Here is a 19,950-nt window from a genome sequence, read left to right as displayed (position 1 = left end):
TGGTAAGACTTTTACGACTGTTATGATCTAACTTTGACTTATAAAACGTTGTCTACTATGAAGAAGAGATATTGGATTTACATTATCGTGGCGATTGCTGCAATTGCACTCACCTATATACTTACTCAGGGTGGAGAAACCAGTGAACGTGATATCCTGGTAACAGCGAAGAGAGGTGACTTTACCGTCGAAATCACTACTTCAGGTGAATTGGAAGCACGAAACTCCGTGAATATTCTGGGGCCTTCAGGGCTGCGGTCTGTAGGGATCTGGCGGGTTGAGATTCGTGATATCGTAGATGAGGGAACAAAAGTTAAAAAAGGTGATTACGTCGCCCAATTGGATCAGACAGAGATTCTGAGCCGAACTGAATCGAGTGACATTGAAGTGCAGCAGAGCATTTCTGAGTATACACAGGTTCAGCTTGATACAGCACTTGAATTACGACGCGCAAGGGACGAATTGATCAATTTGAAATTTGCTGTGGAGGAAAAGGAGATTATTCTTTCTCAATCTCAATATGAACCACCGGCAACGATCAAACAGGCTGAAATTAACGTGGAAAAGGCACAGCGTGCCTACAGGCAGGCCCTTGAGAACTATAAATTGACAAAAAGAAAAGCGGCAGCCCGAATGTCTGAGGCGGCTGCAGATCTAAGAGAGGATCAGATGGAGCTTGACAGACTGAAGGCGTTGCTTTCGCAGTTTAGGATCACTGCCCCTGAAGACGGCATGGTAACGTATAAACGCGGACGAAACGGACAAAAACAGGGTGTTGGCGCCACCGTTGAGCCCTGGGATCCTACTGTTGCTACACTGCCCGATCTCGGAAGAATGATGTCCCGCACATTTGTAAATGAAATAGATATCCGTTCTGTACAAAAGGGTCAAACTGTTAAAATTGGTCTGGATGCCTATCCTGAAAAAGAATTGACAGGAGTTGTGATAGATGTTGCCAATATCGGTGAACAGCGGCCCAATTCAGACGCTAAGGTATTCATGGTGAATATTGAAGTAAATGAGACCGATACGACCTTACGTCCGTCCATGACCACGAGTAACACCATTCTGGCCGACCGTATTCCTGATGTTGTTTTTGTACCACTTGAGTGTTTGCATAATCAGGGGGACTCGCTCACCTATGTGATCCGTAAAAACGGTTTGACGTATTCCCGTCAGCAGGTTCTGGTGGGTAAGACCAACGCAAATGAGGCTGTAATCCTCGACGGCGTTTCTGAAGGTGATGAACTCTACCTTTCGATCCCTCCGGATGTTGAGGATACGCCCCTTGCTCTTCTCACAGATGTTCCTGAAAACGTCGCAGTAAAAGAAGAAAACTAGTATGTGGCAAAAAATAGTCTCCAATTTCCAAATTGCAATGGATGCAGTCTTGGCTAACAGGCTGCGTTCCGTGCTGACTGCCCTGGGTATCATTTTTGGTGTGGCAGCTGTTATTTCCATGCTGGCCATCGGAAATGGTGCACAACAGGAAATACTTGACCAGATCAAGCTGGTGGGTGTAAATAATATAGTGATAACACCAGTTGTCGAACAGTTTGAAGAGGCAGTAAGTGAAGAGCAGCAGGCACAAGCTGAAAAGAAGCGGTTTTCTTCTGGGCTGACTTTGCTTGATGTAAGAAGCATGGAAAAGCTGCTGGGTGACCAGATTAAATTTGTGAGTCCCGAGATTGTGGTTGATACCTATGTTTTGCGGGAAGGATTGCGGAGATCTGCCAAGGTCGTGGGAGTCGAAAATTCCTATTTTGATATTTCCCAATTTGGTCTCACAGAAGGAAGTTACTTCAATAGTTTTCAACTCGAGAAAGGGGAGGCGGTTTGTATCATTGGCTCGGCAATCAGAGCAAAATTTTTCCCGCAGGAGGATCCAATCGGGAAACTGATCAAAGTTGGTCCCCACTGGCTAAAGGTGCAGGGTGTTCTTGAAGAGCGTTTCATAAGTGAGAAAAGTATCGAAAGCCTGGGTATCAGGGATTATAATCTTGATATCTATGCCCCGGTAAATACAGTTTTGTTGAGGTACAAGAACCGCGCGCTCATTACGCAGGCCAATATTCAGAATGCGAATAGTAATAATCCGCAGCAAGGCAGCAATAATTATCATCAGCTGGATCGCATTACCATCCAGGTGAATGATTCTGAACATTTAAATCCCGTTGCTGATGTCACTTCCAGGCTCCTGGAGCGCCGCCATAATGAATCGATCGATTATGCGGTTAGTATTCCGGAGCTGTTATTAAAGCAACAGCAGCGTACGCGTGATATTTTTAACCTGGTACTGGGCGCCATTGCCGGGATATCCCTGGTGGTAGGTGGAATCGGCATTATGAATATTATGCTTGCCTCCGTTCTTGAACGAATCAAAGAAATTGGTCTTCGTCTGGCAATTGGGGCCAAAAAGGCCGATATCATCTGGCAGTTTCTTCTTGAAGCGGTCATGATCAGTATATCAGGTGGTGTACTGGGCGTAATCCTGGGAATTATTCTTGCCACTGTAGTATCCAGTTTTGCTGAAATTCCTACGATCGTGTCCGTGTCATCTGTGATATTGTCATTTGGAGTTGCTGCATCTGTTGGTCTAGTTTTTGGAATTGCACCGGCCCGTCGTGCAGCCAGTCAGAACCCTATATCCTCTCTACGATATGAATAAGAAATCTATCATTTCTTTTTTGCTGCTGTCCTTTATACTAAGCCTCCCCTCGCCGGGACAGACACGATATTTTAATCTGGAGGAGATCATTCAGCGCGCTAAGGAACAGTCTCCATCCGCTAAACAAGCCGAAACGCGTAGGGAAAACCGCTATTGGCAGTACCGACTGTACCGATCCAATTACAATCCACAACTGCGCCTGAATGGTCAGGCACCTGATTACAACAGGGACTTTTTCAGTAACCGGCAGGATGATGGTACGATTGTTTTCCAGGGACGGGAGCAAATCAATTCATTCGTCAACCTGGGAATTGAACAACCTATTCCATGGACCGGAGGTAACGTTTCGGTCAATTCGAACTTAAGTCATTTTAAGGATCTTGAAAGAGATTTGACGCAGTTTAATACCACATTGCTGAATGTGCGACTTGTTCAGCCCATATTTGGCTTTAACTCCCTTAAATGGGACAGGAAAACCGAACCGCTCCGATACGAGGAGTCGCGACGGGAATATGTCGAGGAAATGGAATTTATCTCCCGTCAAGCAACGCAGCGGTTTTTTAGTTATCTGGACGCACAGATAAATCTTCAGATCGCCCAATTTAACCTTGCCAATAACGATACGATCTATAAAATCGAAATGGGTCGTTACAACATCGGTACCACATCCAAGGATAAACTGCTGCAGGTAGAACTGCAATTATTGAGATCTCAACAGGATGTTGCCCAGGCTCGGCTTGATCTCGAGACGTCCAGACTTAGCCTGCAAACTTATATCGGTTTGAATGATAATATTGATATTGAGCTCATTCTGCCTACCGATATCCCCAACTTCGATGTGACCTACCCGGAAGCACTCCAGTACGCTCAGCAGAACAGGTCAGACTACCTCGCCTTTGAAAGACGAAGGCTTGAGGCAGAACGAGAGGTGGCACGAGCCAGGTCGCAGCGTTTTCAAACAGACCTGATAGCCTCCTACGGTCTGAATAACGCAGGAACGCAGATTGACGGACTCTATCAGGATCCAAATAATCAGCAACGTGTAAATGTTGCATTTAACATTCCCTTAATTGACTGGGGAAGAAATAAAGCCCGGATGCAAACGGCCCTGGCCAACATGCGTCTGAATGAATATATTATCAGTCAGGATGAGCAAAATTTTGACCAGGAAATACTTACCCAGGTTCGCCAATTTGAAGTACTTCGCTCTCAACTTGAAATTACGCGGAAATCTGATGAGGTGGCCCAGGAACGTTATGAGGTGGCTCAGAACCGATACCTGATCGGAAAGATTGATATTACCAACCTCAATATCGCTCTTACTGAAAAGGATAATGCGAAACGAAGCTATATTAATGCGCTTCGTGCGTTCTGGACAGCTTATTTTGATTTGAGAAGGCTGACTCTTTTTGATTTTGTGGAGAAGGAGTTGCTTTATGATCAGGATGCGGAAGTAGATGAAGATCAATTCAAAAATTAACCTTCTGTTTTCATTTATTTACTGCTAAACGGGGACTCGATTTCGGTAGGGTAGGCAGGGACCTTTTGTAAAATTTGTCATCAGTCTTTCTTGCCCATGGTCCCGCCGGTTGTGAATGTTTTATTCCGTTATATTTTTTTGCATCTTCCCGTTATGAAGATTTGGCTGTTTATCCTGATGTTGAGTGTGCCGTCTCTGCTGATGGCACAGGATGATGATCTCAAATTTGGTGATACAAATACAACCAATATGGATCCTACCTATAAGACACGAAAAAAATCCAAATCAAAACGTCCGATTCAATGGATTAAGAACGATAGCGAAGGGCTTCTGCTCGGTAACCGTTGCATGACCGATGTAATTGACGAAATGCGGTTTGAATACGTGATTCAGATAAAGGGACAGCCCGGTTATCGTAATGAACTGGGAAGACTCGCCCATAATTTTGGCGCCAAAATTGGGATCATGTTCAGAAATGGTCCCTTTTGGAAATTCAGACTGAAGAAAGAGCGCAAGAAATGCAGAGAACAGACCGGTGATTTTGTCGGCTAAGAGCTATATTCCTGTGTAGTTATACGGACTGATCCGCGATAATTCTTCTTTTATTTCATCCGATACATGGAGCTGGGCTATGAAATGGGCCATGGTATTCCGTGTAATTTTCTCATTTTTCCGGGTTAACTCTTTCAGCGCTTCATAGGGTTTTGGGAATCCCTCTCTTCGTAAAACTGTCTGAATCGCTTCGGCGACTACAGCCCAGTTGTCTTCCAGGTCCTGTTCGATTGCCGGAATATTGATTTCAAGTTTGCCCAATCCTTTTTCCAGTGATCGCAATGCAATCAGGCTGTGCCCCAGTGGTACGCCAATGTTTCTTAGAACTGTAGAGTCTGTCAGATCTCTCTGAAGTCTCGAAATGGGGAGCTTTGCCGACAAATGCTCGAAAAGTGCGTTGGCAATACCCAGATTACCTTCAGCATTCTCAAAATCAATCGGGTTTACCTTATGTGGCATAGCCGAAGATCCTACTTCACCTTTACGGATCTTCTGGTTAAAGTAATGCATGGAAATATACTGCCAGATGTCTCTTGAGAAATCAATAAAGATGGTATTGATCCTTTTCAAAGCATCGAACAGTGCCGCAAGATGATCGTAATGTTCAATTTGTGTAGTGGGCTGACTTCTTTTCAATCCCAGAATTTCCTCAACAAAGCGGTTTCCGAATAATTTCCAGTCTGTTTTGGGATAGGCCACATGATGCGCATTAAAATTGCCGGTAGCACCTCCGAATTTAGCGGCGAAAGGGATAGCCTTCAACTGACTGATCTGCTCTTGTAACCGTACGGCAAAAACTTCTATCTCCTTGCCCATTCGGGTAGGCGAAGCCGGCTGACCGTGTGTTCGGGCCAGCATGGGGACATCCTTCCATTCTTTTGACAGCGTTTGTAATGTTGCTACCTGTGCTTCAAGAAGTGGCATAACGACTTCTTCCATTGCGGCCTTTAAGGACAGGGGAATGGCTGTGTTATTAATGTCCTGGGACGTAAGTCCGAAATGAATGAACTCCTTCTGTTCAGAAAGCCCAAGGTCATCAAACTTTTCTTTGATGAAATATTCAACAGCTTTTACATCATGATTAGTCGTTTTTTCTATCTCCTTGATCTGTGCGGCATCTTCAGATGAAAATTCAACATAAATATTTCTCAATGAATCAAAAACTGACTGATCAACCGATGCCAGCTGGGGTATTCCTGCATTAACAAGCGCGATGAAGTATTCAATTTCAACCTGAACTCTGTATCGGATCAGACCAAATTCTGAAAAGTATTGAATTAAATCCGATGTTTGTTTCCGGTACCTTCCATCGATCGGAGAGATGGCATTTAATGCAGCGTTATCCATAATTTCAATTATAAGTTGCAAAAATACCAAATTAGACCAGACTGAACGATAAATTCACCGGTTAAAAGTATTCCATCAGTCTTTGCCGAAAGTGAGCTGAACATTGAATGGATACACGAATACTTGCTACCTTTGCAGAAGAATTAAAAGGGTTGTTGAATCCGTTTATTACCATGAACCTACGGCTGATTTAATTGTTCTTTTAACAGGCCAATGGTGAACGCTGCCGCCGGCATCATTAATTTGAAAATTTACTGTGATTAAAAATTGAATTATGGCATTTAACTTTTTCAAAAAGAAAAGCGAAAAAAAAGAAGAAACTAAGACAGGGAAATACAGGGAACTGCGGGTAAGGGAAATCATTAAGGAAACCCGGGACGCCATATCGATTGTCTTTGAAAAAGCGGAAGGCTTGCCGTATAAATCAGGTCAATTCCTTACGCTAATACTTGATATCAATGGCAAGGAAGTTCGACGGGCTTATTCCCTGTGTTCTTCGCCGGATGTGGATGAATATATGGCTGTAACGGTAAAGCGTGTTGATAATGGACTGGTTTCCAACTGGCTGAACGATAACCTTCATGCAGGTGATGCCATTCGCGTGATGGCTCCTATGGGGTCATTTACAACCGAATATGATTCGGATAATAAACGGCACCTGATCCTTTTTGCTGGAGGAAGCGGGATTACCCCGATGATGTCGATCGTTAAATCTATGCTCAAACTGGAACCCAACAGCATCACTTCGCTGATTTACTGCAATCGAAATATCGACAGTATAATTTTCAAAGATCAACTGGACAAACTGCAGACTGATAACCAGGGAAGATTACATGTGATCCATATTCTTGATGATGCGCCTATGAACTGGCAGGGTCATTCGGGTCTTTTGAACCATGATATGCTCGTGAAAATATTTGAGCGGATTCCGGACTGGGGCATTGAACACACGACATACCTGATGTGCGGACCGGAAGGAATGATGAAAAATGTTCAGAACCTGTTGAAGGAACATGATATCCCCGAGACTAATATTTACAAGGAAAGCTTCGTTACAGGAACGATTGATAAGGAGCTTAAGTCTCCCGAAACTGCTGCCACGGCAGATACTATTCAGGAACGGGAAGTGACGGTTATTTACGACGGGGAGGAGCACAAGTTTACTGTGAAACCCGGAGATACCATTCTCGAGACCGCGCTGGATCTGGGTATTGACCTGCCTTATTCCTGCCAGAGTGGATTATGCACAGCTTGTCGTGGAAAGTGTAAATCCGGAAAAGTAAAGCTTGATGAGGAGGAAGGACTTTCAGAGTCTGAATTGGCCGAAGGATATGTCCTCACTTGTGTGGGACATCCGTTAACAGATGATGTTGTAATTGAGATAGGATAGAAATGAGTGAACAAACAGTACAAGTACCCGCAAGGCCTGAACGAAAATTTTTACCGGAAAACTTCAAAGTTGAATCCTGGGAAGGCCTGAAGCCCTATTTCGATGATTTGTTGAATCGGGATATTTCCGATAAATCGGAACTTCGAAAATGGTTGCAGGACAGGAGTGAACTTGAATCTGTTATTTCTGAGGATGCCGGATGGAGGTATATCCGGATGACTCGTTTTACCGACAATGAGGAATACAATAAATCATATATCGATTTTGTTCAAAATATTCAGCCTCATATCGCACCGTATTCCGACAGTTTGAATAAGAAAGTCGTTGACAGTCCGTTCGTCGCAGAACTCGAAGCCCAGCCCGGGTTTGATATAATGCTGCGGGAGATCCGTAAGGATATCGAGATATTCCGGGAAGAAAACATACCATTATTCACCGAAATACAGACACTTACGCAGAAATATGGCCAGATATCAGGTGCCATGACCGTGGATGTGGATGGGAAGGAATTGACATTACAGCAAGCGGGAGTAATGTTGCAGGAAACAGACCGTGACTTACGGGAGCGTATCTATTTTAAAATTGCCGGACGCCGGATAGAAGACAAGGACAAACTGGATGACCTTTTCAATCAGCTCATTGGATTGCGGACCCAGGTAGCCAGAAATTCCGGGTTTGATAACTTCAGGGATTACATGTTCAGGGCAATGGGCCGGTTCGATTACTCACCTGAAGATTGCTTTAATTTTCACGATTCGGTGAAGGATGAAATAGTGCCGATGCTTTCCGCCCTGGCGCAGAAGAGGAAGGAAAAATTGGGTCTGGATGAGCTTAAACCGTGGGACAAGGCGGTGGATCCTGAAAATCTGCCTCCGCTCAAACCTTTTAAAGACAGTAAAGAACTAACTGAAAAAACGATCCGCGCATTCAGTAATCTGGATCCCTTCCTGGGTGAATGTCTCAGAATAATGCGGGAAATGGGGCATTTAGATCTGGAATCGCGCAAGGGCAAGGCGCCCGGTGGATATAATTATCCGCTTTCAGAGATTGGTGTGCCTTTTATTTTCATGAATGCTACCTCCACCTTGCGTGACCTGGTTACTCTGTTGCACGAAGGAGGTCATGCTGTTCATTCATTTCTGACGCGTGACCTGGAGCTGACAGACTTCAAACATACACCTTCCGAGGTAGCTGAACTTGCATCCATGAGTATGGAGTTAATCAGCATGGATCAATGGCATTTATTCTTTGAGAATGAAAATGATTTGAAGAGGGCCAAACAGGAGCACCTGGAACAGATCATCGAAACATTGCCATGGGTTGCCACCATCGATAAATTTCAGCATTGGATCTATGAAAATCCGGGTCACGATGTAGCGGAACGCACAACGGCCTGGAATGCGATTTTTGCTGATTTTACAGATACCGTAACCAGCTGGGAAGGGCAAGAAAAATTCAGGGATAACCTGTGGCAGAAGCAACTACATTTATATGAGGTGCCTTTTTACTACATCGAATATGGAATGGCCCAGTTAGGGGCCGTTGCGGTATGGAAAAATTTCCGGGAGAACCCGGAGAAAGGCCTCGCCGGTTATCTGAATGCCCTCAAGTTGGGCTATACAAAGTCTATCCCGGATGTGTATGCGGCGGCTGATATCCGATTTGATTTCAGCAGGAACTACATCAGGGAATTAATGAGCTTTGTAAGGGAGGAACTGGATAAACTCTAGGGGCGTACAAATTCCTCAAATATAATGTCATATTCGACTGCATTCGTGGATACACGAAGGTTGGCGGTAATTTTCCATATACCCTGGGAATTCATCACACCCGATAGTGTGCCGGCCAGCACAGGATAATATCCCGGATCTGCGCAATAGCAAAATCTTCCGAAAAGAACAGTCGCATCTGAGAGTTCCTGATCCGTGAATTTGAATGATTCTGCTTCCTCCGGAACTTCAAAAACCAGGATTTCGGTGAGTTCATCATCGATGATTTCTCTGGAATCATCATACGTGTAGGTGCGCTTAAAGACCAGTTTTTCACCCTCGATTATATCGATAAACAATCCATGGAATGTGATCGCTGTAATTTTGATGGAAGAATTTGGCAATACTTCCATGGAACATTTCCCGTTGGGGCAAAAAGGATCATTTTCCTCTTCATTACATCCAAAGAAGAGTAATATCAGAGAGAAAAGGATATATCGGATCTTCATCTTGCGGGTGTTTGTTGAAAGACCCGCAATTCTTCCTTGCCGTTGGAACTACCCGCTGTAACCCAGCAATTGTAACATGCCGTCGCTATTTTGTTCGGCAGCAAACAGACGTGTGGTAAACTCGCCATTTTTGTCCTTGTCGACCAGCACATGTTGTGGTGCAGGAATCAGGCAATGCTGAATACCTCCATATCCGCCCAGTGATTCCTGGTAAGCCCCGGTATGGAAGAAGCCGATATAGAGTTTGTCTTTCTTGTTTTTCGGATCAAGCATGGGAAGAAAAACCTCGCTGCTGTGTGATTCGGAATTATAGTAATCCTGGCTGTCACATGTGAGTCCGCCGAGGTTGACCTTATGATAAATATCATCCCACTTATTCACCGCAAGCATGATATATTTTTGGCTTAAGCCCCAGACATCAGGCAGGTGGGTGATAAATGATCCATCGATCATATACCATAATTCCTTGTCGTTCTGCAGTTTCTGATCCATTATCGAATAAAGGGCCGCGCCGCTTTCACCGACGGTAAAACTTCCGAATTCCGTGAAAATGTTGGGAACCGGAACATTATTCTTACCGCAAATCCATTTAACATTCTCAACAATCTGCTCGGCCATATATTTATAGTCGAATTCAAATTGCATCGAGGTTTTGATGGGAAATCCTCCACCGATATCAATCGTATCGAGTTCAGGACATTCTTTTTTCAATTCACAGTATTTAAAAATGAACCTGCTTAGTTCACTCCAGTAGTAGGCCGTATCCCGAATCCCCGTGTTGATGAAAAAATGGAGCAGTTTCAGTTTTGCTTTCTTGCTTGGTTTTATCTGTTCACGATAAAGGGTATTCACGTCACTGTATCGAATACCCAGGCGGGAGGTGTAGAATTCGAAATTGGGTTCTTCGTCGGCTGCGATACGGATGCCTACCTTATAGGATTTTTTAACATGTTCCTCGTAATGGCTCAATTCATTCAGATTATCCAGTACCGGTATGGTATTTTTAAATCCGTCATTCAGCAGTTCACTGATGTATTCCCGGTACAACGGTCTTTTGAATCCATTACACACAATGAAGAGGTCCTTATCGATCTTGCCAGCCTCATGAAGTTTCCGGATTATCGGAATGTCATAGGAAGAAGAGGTTTCTATGTGTGCACCGTGTTTCAAAGCCTCTTCAAGTACAAAACTGAAATGTGAGGATTTGGTACAGTAGCAATAGGTATAGCTTCCACTGTAATTATGTTTTTTTATGGCGTTATTGAATATTCTACGCGCATACTTAATGTTTTCGCCAATTTTGGGAAGATAGGTGAGTTTTAGCGGGGTGCCGTACTTTTCAATAATCGGCATCAGCGGGACTTCATTGAATAATAATTCGTTTTTTTCAACCCTGAATTCCTCTTGTGGGAATTCGAAGGTCTGTTCTATGAGGTCAATGTATTTTTTCACCTATAAAGTATAATTAATTTTTTTGCAATTGTACGCATAATATCAGATAAGATAAAAGGAATAAACTCATATCGAAAATCACATCCTGCTTTTTAATCAGGTATGCCATCCTTACCTTTGCAGCCTATCAAGTCTGAGCTATGATCAAAGTATATGTTAATGATGAGACTTCCCTCTTAAAAGCGGTAGTTTTAGGTACTGCGGAAAGCTTTGGCGGGACACCAAAACTGGAGGAAGCCTATGACCCAAAAACCAGGGAACATATTTTGAATGATTCATTTCCGCTCGAAGCCGATTTGCGGTCAGAATTGACTGAATTTGAAACAGTATTAAAAAAATACGGAGTTACAGTATACAGGCCACAGATCATAGAGAACTGTAACCAGGTATTTTCACGGGATATCGGGTTTGTAATTGAAGATAAATTTATCATTCCAAATATTCTGAAACACCGCCGGAAAGAGATCGATGGAATCGATTATATCGTGGATCAGATTGATCCTGACCATTTGTTGGAGGTGCCAGATGAAGTTCGTATTGAGGGAGGGGACGTAATGCCCTGGAAGGACCATATTTTTGTCGGTTATTCGAAATCCCCGGATTTTGAAAAATATGTTGTGGCGCGGACCAATGAGAAGGGTGTCCAATTCCTGAAGGAATCATTTCCTGCCAAGAAGGTTATGGCGTTCGAATTAAAGAAGTCCGACACAGACCCGCGGGACAATGCGTTACACCTGGATTGTTGCTTTCAGCCCATTGGCAGAGATTCAGCGATTATCTATAAGGGTGGATTTAAAAATCCTGATGATTATGAATTCCTTGTGGAATTTTTTGGACGCCAAAATCTTATAGAGATTACCCGGGAGGAAATGTATTTTATGAATTCAAATGTATTTTCCATTGCACCCGACGTTATTGTTTCGGAAAAAGGCTTTACCCGGTTAAATGGCATTTTACGAGAGCGGGGGTTTATTGTTGAAGAGATAAACTTTGCTGAAATATCAAAGATGGAGGGTCTGCTGCGATGTGCCACACTTCCACTTTTGCGAACCTTTTAAATTTACTTCAGATGCCTAAGTTTATTACCGATACAATCCTCATGGTTAGGCCGGTGAATTTTCATTTTAATGAACAAACCGCTGTTAATAACTATTATCAAAAGGTGCTGGATGACCTGGATCCGGCTGAAGTACAACAACGGGCACAGACTGAATTTGATAATTTTGTGGCCATTTTACGTAAAAATGGTGTGCGTGTCATAGTTATTGAAGATACACCCTATCCTGAAACTCCTGATTCAATCTTTCCGAACAACTGGGTTTCATTTCACGCTGACGGTCGTGTCGGGCTATATCCGATGTTTGCTGAGAACAGGCGGAAAGAACGACGAGCAGATATGTTTGATAAGCTGGGTACTGAATATTCGTTGAAGGTTACTGATAAAATCGACCTGACACGATTTGAGGACGATGGGAAATACCTCGAAGGAACCGGCAGCATGGTCTTCGACAGGGAAAACCGAATTGCATATGCTGCGTTGTCTGAACGGACTGATATTGATGTGCTCGAAGAGTTTTGCAGGTCGTTCGATTATAAGGCAGTCACATTTACCGCGTATCAGAGTGTGGGCCAAAACCGTCTGCCTATTTATCACACCAATGTAATGATGTGTGTAGGGGATACATTTGCGGTGGTTTGTGCTGATTGCATAGATGACCCTGATGAAAAATTGAAGGTAATAGAAGTCCTTGAACAAACAGGAAAGGAAATTATTTATATTACGGAGGACCAGGTACAGCAATTTGCCGGGAATATGCTTCAAGTACGTTCATATGATACTCCTGAAAATAAATATTTGGTGATGTCTGAAGCGGCATATCAATCACTTACTGAGAAACAACTCAATCAGTTGCAGGCACATTGCGAAATTATTTACAGTTCGCTGGATACGATTGAAGCTCTTGGCGGCGGGAGTGCCCGTTGCATGATGGCTGAAGTATTCCTCCCTGCAAGCAAAACCATTAAAACATAAAAAATGCACAAGTCAATTTCTGAATTCATCGAACACCACTATCTTCATTTCAATGCAGCTGCATTGGTTGACGCCGCCCGTGGTTATAAAAAACACCTCTCAGAAAATAAGAAAATGCTCATCTCCCTGGCGGGCGCCATGAGTACAGCTGAACTGGGAAAATCACTGGCCGAAATGATTCGTCAGGATAAGGTTCATATCATCAGTTGCACCGGAGCCAACCTGGAAGAGGATGTAATGAATCTGGTTGCCCATAATCATTACAAGAGGGTTCCCAACTACCGGGATCTCACACCTCAGGAAGAGTGGGATCTGCTCGAACAGGGACTGAATCGCGTGACCGATACCTGTATTCCGGAAGAGGAGGCCTTCAGAAGAATACAAAAACACATTTTTAAGATTTGGAAGGATGCGGAAGACAATGGTGAGCGCTTGTTCCCCCATGAGTATCTGTTTCGCTTACTGAACTCGGGTGTGATGCAGGAATACTATGAAATAGACCCGTCCAACAGCTGGATGATTGCAGCTGCCAAAAAGAATTTACCAATGGTGGTTCCAGGGTGGGAAGATTCAACACTTGGAAATATATTCGCTTCCTATTGTTTAAAAGGAGAATTGAAGCCGTCAACGATGAAATCTGGCATTGAATACATGACCTTCCTGGCCGACTGGTATACTGCTTCTGCCGGGGATGAAGGAGTGGGATTTTTCCAGATCGGAGGAGGTATTGCAGGAGATTTCCCCATTTGCGTTGTTCCTATGCTATATCAGGACATGGAACGTCACGATACGCCTTTCTGGAGTTATTTTTGTCAGATCTCTGATTCAACCACCAGTTATGGTTCCTATTCCGGTGCTGTTCCTAATGAGAAAATAACCTGGGGAAAGCTGGGCATAGATACTCCAAAATATATCGTTGAATCGGATGCGACTATCGTGGCACCCTTGATATTCGCCTACATACTGGGCTGGTAATTATGATCGAAAATAAAAATGAAAGTACCCAACATCTGCTTGTAACCCGGAATCTGACAATCCGGGATTATGATCGTATTGCTGAAATCATGGCGGTCTCCTATCATTTAATGCATGATGTCTGGAGTAAATCACAGATTAAGAAATTACTGAAATTATTCCCTGAAGGACAGATAGGTGTTGAGGATCATGGTGAGATCGTAGCATTTGCCTTGTCATTGGTAGTGGATTACAAAAAATTCGGCGATAACCATACGTTTCAGAAAATCACGGGTAATGAAACCTTTGACACACATAACCCCAACGGGGATGTTCTGTATGCGATAGAAGTTTGCGTTGATCCTGAGTACCGTGGTATGCGTCTGGGACGGCGGCTATACGACGCACGGAAGGAACTTTGTGAACAGCTGAATCTGCGATCGATCATTGCGGGTGGACGGATGCCAAACTATCACAAATACAGTGATGACCTGAAACCAAAGGATTATATACAGAAAGTAAGAACCAAAGAAATCTATGATCCGGTGCTTTATTTCCAGATCAGCAATGATTTCCATGTCAAGAAAATTCTCCACAACTACCTGCCGGGTGATAAGGCTTCCCGTAATTATGCGGTGCTGGTAGAGTGGAATAATATTTATTATGAAGAGTCGGAAGATCCTATCCGCGTTCGTAAGAGTTATGCCCGGATCGGTGTGGTTCAATGGCAATTACGTGCAGTTCGGTCGGTTGAGTCTTTCTTCGATAACGTTGAGTTTTTTGTGGATGCGGTAAGCGGGTATAAAGCGGATTTCCTTGTTTTCCCGGAATTATTCAATGCCCCGCTCATGGCTGAGTTCAATGAAAGTGATACCGCACAGGCGATCCGGAAGCTTGCAAATTATACCGAACAGATCCGTGAGAAGATCGTGGAATTCGCCGTTAGCTACAACATAAACATAATCGCTGGAAGCATGCCGGTTTATGAGAATGAACGGCTTTACAATGTGGCCTATCTTTGCCGAAGGGACGGTACATTCGAGGCTCAGTATAAAATTCACCCCACACCGGCGGAACGGGGCGACTGGGGTATGTCGGGAGGTGATAAGATCCATGTTTTTGACACGGATGTGGCGAAAATTGGCATTCTCATTTGTTACGATGTGGAATTTCCCGAACTCAGCAGAATTATGGCAGAAAAAGGGATGGAAATACTTATTGTCCCCTTTGCCACCGATATGCAGAACGGCTACCAGCGCGTGCGTGTTTGTTCCCAGGCCAGGGCTATTGAAAATGAGTGTTATGTAGCAATTTCGGGAAGTGTGGGTAACCTGCCTAAAGTGAAAAATATGGATATTCAGTTTGGGCAGTCGGCGGTTTTTTCACCATCTGATTTTGCTTTTCCTCAGAACGCGGTGGTTGCCGAGGGCACTCCGAATACAGAAAATACGATCATAGCCGATGTAGATCTGGATGATTTGCGGGAACTTCATATGCATGGAAGTGTTCGAAACCTGCTGGATCGCCGCAAGGATCTGTATGAAGTAAAACTGAAGAAAAAAGAATGCTTGAAGAACAACTGATCAAAGATATCATTCGCGCATTTGGTGCCTGCTTTGATGCTGAAATTGCAGAAGGTGATGTAACGTTGCAACCAACCAGAAAGGATTTCGAAGGTTCGCATACTCTTGTTTGTTTCCCCTTTTCAAGGATTTCAAAAAAAGGACCGGAACAAACTGCCGAACAACTGGGGGAGTGGCTGGCCGCTAACTCACCACTGGTTCGTGACTTCAACGTTGTTAAAGGATTTTTGAATTTGTCGCTCCATGACTCAGCCTGGATCAGTGTGATTGGCAGTATACACGCCAATGCACAATATGGGTTCAGTACAGCGCGTGGAGAGGAAGTGATGATAGAATATTCATCACCAAATACAAACAAGCCGCTGCACCTGGGGCACCTGAGAAATAATTTCCTCGGCTGGTCGGTCGCGGAAATACTGAAAGCCAACGGTTATACAGTGCACAAAGTCCAGATCATTAATGACCGGGGTATACACATTTGTAAATCGATGGTTGCCTGGAAACGTTTTGGAGAAGGAGCAACACCCGATTCTACCGGAAAGAAAGGTGATAAGCTGGTAGGCGACTATTATGTGAAATTCGATAAAGAATATAAAAAGGAGATCGCTTCACTGATTGATCAGGGCAAGTCACAGGAGGAGGCTGAAAAATCGGCTCCCATCATGCTGGAGGCCCAGGACATGTTGCGTAAGTGGGAGCAGAAGGATCCGGAGGTTTATGCCTTGTGGGAACAAATGAATCAATGGGTTTATACAGGATTCAATGCCACATATAAACGAATGGGTGTGGATTTTGACAAGCTCTACTATGAGTCCGAAACATTTCTGCTCGGGAAAGAGGAAGTATTGAAAGGACTTGAACAGGGAATCTTCTATCAAAAAGAAGATAATTCTGTTTGGGTGGATTTGAGCGAGGATGGACTGGATCAAAAATTATTGCTTCGGGCCGATGGCACATCGGTTTATATGACCCAGGACATTGGTACGGCGATACTCAGATATCGTGAATTCCCCGATATTATCAGGCAGATCTATACGGTTGGCAATGAGCAGGAATATCACTTTAAAGTCCTGTTTCTGATCCTGGATAAGCTCGGTTATTCGTGGGCAAAAGAATGCTATCACCTCAGCTATGGAATGGTGGATCTTCCAACCGGTAAAATGAAATCACGCGAGGGGACCGTGGTAGATGCAGATGATCTGATGGAGGAAATGGTTGAAACAGCCGGTCAGCATACCCAGGAGCTTGGAAAAATTGAGGGTTTTACCAATGCCCAGGCTCGAGAGTTATATGAGACACTCGGACTGGGCGCGTTGAAATACTTCCTGTTGAAGGTTGATCCAAGGAAACGTATGTTATTCGACCCTAATGAGTCCATCCAGTTTCAGGGCAATACCGCACCGTTCATTCAATATACTCATGCACGAATCTGTGCTATCCTCCGAAAGGCGGAACAACTTGAAATTGGATTTGATAACATCGACTCAGATACCAGTCTGCTGGAAGTTGAAACATATCTTATTCAACTTGTAAGTCAGTATCCCATAAAGGTGAGCGAGGCAGGTGAAAATTATGCCCCTGATATCATTGCCAATTATGTTTATGACCTGGCCAAGGAATATAACCGGTTCTATCAGGAGATACCGATTTTTGCGGAAGAGGATACGAATAAACTGAAGATACGGGTGCTCATTTCATCGGAAATTGCCCGGGTTATCCGGCTTGGAATGAGCCTGCTGGGAATTCATGTACCAGAACGAATGTGATATGGCAGTTTCTCCCTGGATAACCGCATTTCGTCTACGCACATTGCCGCTCGCACTTTCGAGTATCGGCATGGGTTCCTTTCTGGCTGCCGGAGACGGTCATTTTCAATGGCCCGTCTTCGTCCTTTGTGCGCTAACAACCATCTTGCTTCAGATTCTTTCCAACCTGGCCAATGACTACGGAGATTCGGTACATGGCGCAGATCACGGCGAACGGACTGGTCCCAGTCGCATGGTACAATCCGGTGTGATCTCCCTGGCGCAAATGAAAACCGCCATGGGTATCTTTGTCGCATTCGCTCTCATTTGCGGGATATCATTGCTTTATGTTGCCTTTGGGTGGAATCCTGAGGCCCTTTTGTTTTTCTTCGGACTGGGATTATTATCCATTCTTGCAGCTGTCGCCTACACTGCCGGCAGAAAGCCTTATGGATATATGGGATTGGGTGACCTGTCGGTTTTATTATTTTTTGGATTGGTAGGGGTTCTGGGATCCTATTATCTCTATACTCAGCAATTCATTTCAGCCTACCTTCTGCCCGCTTATTCCTGTGGCGTATTTGCCGTGGCAGTGCTGAATGTGAATAATATCCGGGATATCGAATCTGACCGTAAAGCCGGCAAATATTCCATTCCTGTTCGAATCGGACGTGAAAAAGCAGTCAGATATCACTGGTTTCTGCTTGTGAGCGGAATGGCTGCCTCGGTCGTATTTGTATTACTGAATTACCAGGATGTCTGGCAGTGGTTGTTTGTAGTATCATTTCCGGTGATCATCCGAAATGGGATTGCTGTTAAAAATGCACGCACAAGTGCAGCCCTTGATCCGTATCTGAAGCAAATGGCGCTGAGCACACTGTTATTTGTTCTTACCTTTGGCGCTGGAATAATCCTATCAAATTCCTGAAAGGAAAGGCTGAATGCCTTCGAGAAAACGGACTGTTTACAAGTTCAAATAACTGACAAATCTCAGGCCCTGTAAGGGGCTTTTTTCATACATTTACTACAGGTTAATGGTTAGTTTGTAGCAAACAGAGAAAAAAGCAATGAAACATATACTCGTACCCACAGATTTTAGCACTCAGGCGGGATACGCCGTGGATTTAGGTGCATATCTTGCCCGAAAGCTTAACGCCGAATTAACATTTCTTCACGTAGTGGTAGATGGTACCCTGCCCACTGTTCATTATACCGGTGAAGTGGCCTTACCAGATATGCAGGATCGCCTGTTTGTGCTGAAATTGATTGAAAAAGGAAAGGAAGAGCTTGCTGAAATTCTGAAAAGGCCTGACATGAAGGACCTTAAGGTGAATACTGAATTACACGTTGGCGATATTTATTATGGAGTGAAGGATATCATTTCACAGAAGAATATCGATCTGGTGGTAATGGGCACCAAGGGCTCGAGCGGGTTCGAGGAATTTATCATTGGTTCCAATGCAGAGAGGGTCGTACGCCATGCGAAGTGTCCTGTACTTACGATCCATGAGCCCATGAAGGCATTGAAGATCGAGAGAATCGTTTACGCAAACTCACTCGAGAAACCTGAACATTCTTGCGCAAGCGTTTTGAAAGATATTCAGGAAGCTTTTAACGCTACGATCCATCTTGTCAGGGTAAATACACCGAATAATTTTAAGGCTGATCATGACTCCTTGCCATTACTGGAAAAGATTGCAGAGAACTCCTCCCTGAGAAATTTTGAATTGCATGTGTACAACGATGCCACTGAAGAAGCAGGAATCCTCAATTTTGCCGAACAGATCGATGCAGACATGATAGCCATGGCAACACATGGCAGAACGGGTTTAGCGCACTTATTAACCGGCAGCCTGGCAGAATCGGTTGTGAATCACACTCACCGTCCTGTTCTGACCTATGTGGATAAGGATATTTAAAGTATTTCGCCGGTAACCTTTAGATACATCGTCGCTTTGATACGGAACGAAACCGGCTTACCGGTTATGTAGGAGTGGAATTGAACAATAATTCCCTCGTCTGCAATGAAGTTATCCGCGATCACCTGCGACTCCTCGTCGGTAAACCGAAGAATATAGTCTTCACCCTGTTCGCTAAATTCATAAAGGGAAATGTCCGGAACATTAACGGCGGGTAATAATTCATTTCGATCCAGATCCATCAGCAAAAGCTGGTTAGACCGGAGTTCGATGTCCATATCTCCTACGTATTCGGAAATGGAAAAGACCAGTGAATCAACGTCAAAATCTGATATCCGTTCCTCGAATTCTGCGATTTCGGGATTGGTCGCTGTACTCAGTATCCGTTCACCGGTAATTTCGTTCGGCATTGCTTCCAGAACCACGGCAACAAGACTATCACTGATGCTGGTGGATCTGGTTGCTGATATGAATTTTGTTTCATCACAGGATGAAATTGCAACTAAGCCGACAACTAAAAATAATAACAGTGATCTCATATACTCTTTATTCGCTTTTTAAGGAACGGGTAACCTGAAATGATCTGTATGTGAATATTGCCAAAACCGGC

At 44.0% G+C, this 19,950-nt stretch carries 17 protein-coding genes; 13 read left to right on the top strand and 4 right to left on the bottom strand.

Annotated elements, in window-relative coordinates:
* The first annotated feature begins 57 nt into the window (after nucleotides 1-57).
* The 4 genes from LDX50_RS22245 (at nucleotide 58) to LDX50_RS22230 (ending at nucleotide 4,700) form a co-directional block, all read left to right on the top strand.
* Complete coding sequence (locus LDX50_RS22245) at nucleotides 58-1,341, top strand: efflux RND transporter periplasmic adaptor subunit (protein ID WP_225698413.1); 1,284 nt, start codon at nucleotides 58-60, stop codon at nucleotides 1,339-1,341.
* A gap of 37 nt (nucleotides 1,342-1,378) precedes the next feature.
* On the top strand, nucleotides 1,379-2,668 hold the full coding sequence (locus LDX50_RS22240; protein ID WP_225698412.1) for an ABC transporter permease: 1,290 nt from the start codon (nucleotides 1,379-1,381) through the stop codon (nucleotides 2,666-2,668).
* Complete coding sequence (locus LDX50_RS22235) at nucleotides 2,661-4,148, top strand: TolC family protein (protein WP_225698411.1); 1,488 nt, start codon at nucleotides 2,661-2,663, stop codon at nucleotides 4,146-4,148. The genes LDX50_RS22240 and LDX50_RS22235 overlap by 8 nt, the downstream gene beginning before the upstream one ends.
* Before the next feature lie 153 nt (nucleotides 4,149-4,301).
* A complete protein-coding gene (locus tag LDX50_RS22230) occupies nucleotides 4,302-4,700 on the top strand; it encodes a hypothetical protein (RefSeq protein WP_225698410.1) in 399 nt (132 codons plus the stop codon).
* Between the two features lie 3 nt (nucleotides 4,701-4,703).
* Here LDX50_RS22230 and purB read toward each other — a convergent pair whose 3' ends face one another.
* On the bottom strand, nucleotides 4,704-6,047 hold the full coding sequence (purB, locus tag LDX50_RS22225; RefSeq protein WP_225698409.1) for an adenylosuccinate lyase: 1,344 nt from the start codon (nucleotides 6,045-6,047) through the stop codon (nucleotides 4,704-4,706).
* A gap of 274 nt (nucleotides 6,048-6,321) precedes the next feature.
* Between purB and LDX50_RS22220 the strand changes: the two genes are divergently transcribed.
* Nucleotides 6,322-7,437, top strand: coding sequence for a ferredoxin--NADP reductase (locus LDX50_RS22220; RefSeq protein WP_225698408.1), 1,116 nt, complete (start codon nucleotides 6,322-6,324; stop codon nucleotides 7,435-7,437).
* Nucleotides 7,438-7,439: 2 nt separating this feature from the next.
* Nucleotides 7,440-9,167, top strand: a complete 1,728-nt coding sequence (locus LDX50_RS22215; RefSeq protein ID WP_225698407.1) for a M3 family oligoendopeptidase — start codon at nucleotides 7,440-7,442, stop codon at nucleotides 9,165-9,167.
* Here the strand turns inward: LDX50_RS22215 and LDX50_RS22210 are convergent.
* Both LDX50_RS22210 and LDX50_RS22205 read right to left on the bottom strand, forming a co-directional pair.
* The gene (locus tag LDX50_RS22210; RefSeq protein WP_225698406.1) at nucleotides 9,164-9,655 is read right to left on the bottom strand and encodes a hypothetical protein; all 492 of its coding nucleotides are present in this window, start codon (nucleotides 9,653-9,655) and stop codon (nucleotides 9,164-9,166) included. The two genes, LDX50_RS22215 and LDX50_RS22210, sit on opposite strands and share 4 nt — an antisense overlap.
* A 48-nt stretch (nucleotides 9,656-9,703) precedes the next feature.
* Nucleotides 9,704-11,107, bottom strand: coding sequence for a type III PLP-dependent enzyme domain-containing protein (locus tag LDX50_RS22205; protein WP_225698405.1), 1,404 nt, complete (start codon nucleotides 11,105-11,107; stop codon nucleotides 9,704-9,706).
* A gap of 140 nt (nucleotides 11,108-11,247) precedes the next feature.
* Between LDX50_RS22205 and LDX50_RS22200 the strand changes: the two genes are divergently transcribed.
* The 7 genes from LDX50_RS22200 (at nucleotide 11,248) to LDX50_RS22170 (ending at nucleotide 19,340) form a co-directional block, all read left to right on the top strand.
* Nucleotides 11,248-12,165, top strand: coding sequence for a dimethylarginine dimethylaminohydrolase family protein (locus tag LDX50_RS22200; RefSeq protein ID WP_225698404.1), 918 nt, complete (start codon nucleotides 11,248-11,250; stop codon nucleotides 12,163-12,165).
* 11 nt (nucleotides 12,166-12,176) lie between these two features.
* Nucleotides 12,177-13,139: a citrulline utilization hydrolase CtlX gene (ctlX, locus tag LDX50_RS22195; protein WP_225698403.1), complete on the top strand. Its 963-nt coding sequence runs from the start codon at nucleotides 12,177-12,179 to the stop codon at nucleotides 13,137-13,139.
* A gap of 3 nt (nucleotides 13,140-13,142) precedes the next feature.
* Nucleotides 13,143-14,114, top strand: a complete 972-nt coding sequence (locus LDX50_RS22190) for a deoxyhypusine synthase family protein (RefSeq protein ID WP_225698402.1) — start codon at nucleotides 13,143-13,145, stop codon at nucleotides 14,112-14,114.
* A gap of 2 nt (nucleotides 14,115-14,116) precedes the next feature.
* Nucleotides 14,117-15,676: a bifunctional GNAT family N-acetyltransferase/carbon-nitrogen hydrolase family protein gene (locus tag LDX50_RS22185; protein ID WP_225698401.1), complete on the top strand. Its 1,560-nt coding sequence runs from the start codon at nucleotides 14,117-14,119 to the stop codon at nucleotides 15,674-15,676.
* Nucleotides 15,658-17,442 (top strand): arginine--tRNA ligase, encoded by a 1,785-nt coding sequence (gene argS / locus LDX50_RS22180; RefSeq protein WP_225698400.1) that lies wholly within the window; start codon nucleotides 15,658-15,660, stop codon nucleotides 17,440-17,442. The genes LDX50_RS22185 and argS overlap by 19 nt, the downstream gene beginning before the upstream one ends.
* The gene (locus LDX50_RS22175; RefSeq protein ID WP_225698399.1) at nucleotides 17,423-18,349 is read left to right on the top strand and encodes a 1,4-dihydroxy-2-naphthoate polyprenyltransferase; all 927 of its coding nucleotides are present in this window, start codon (nucleotides 17,423-17,425) and stop codon (nucleotides 18,347-18,349) included. Before argS ends, LDX50_RS22175 begins: the two co-directional genes overlap by 20 nt.
* A 139-nt stretch (nucleotides 18,350-18,488) precedes the next feature.
* Nucleotides 18,489-19,340: a universal stress protein gene (locus LDX50_RS22170; protein WP_225698398.1), complete on the top strand. Its 852-nt coding sequence runs from the start codon at nucleotides 18,489-18,491 to the stop codon at nucleotides 19,338-19,340.
* On the opposite strand, the gene LDX50_RS22165 is transcribed toward LDX50_RS22170, so the two are convergent.
* A complete protein-coding gene (locus LDX50_RS22165) occupies nucleotides 19,337-19,879 on the bottom strand; it encodes a hypothetical protein (protein WP_225698397.1) in 543 nt (180 codons plus the stop codon). The two genes, LDX50_RS22170 and LDX50_RS22165, sit on opposite strands and share 4 nt — an antisense overlap.
* Nucleotides 19,880-19,950 lie beyond the last annotated feature (71 nt).

The organism is Fulvivirga sedimenti, assembly GCF_020328055.1.
Note: the sequence above shows the minus strand (reverse complement) of the source record. Positions and strands in the feature narration are given on the sequence as shown.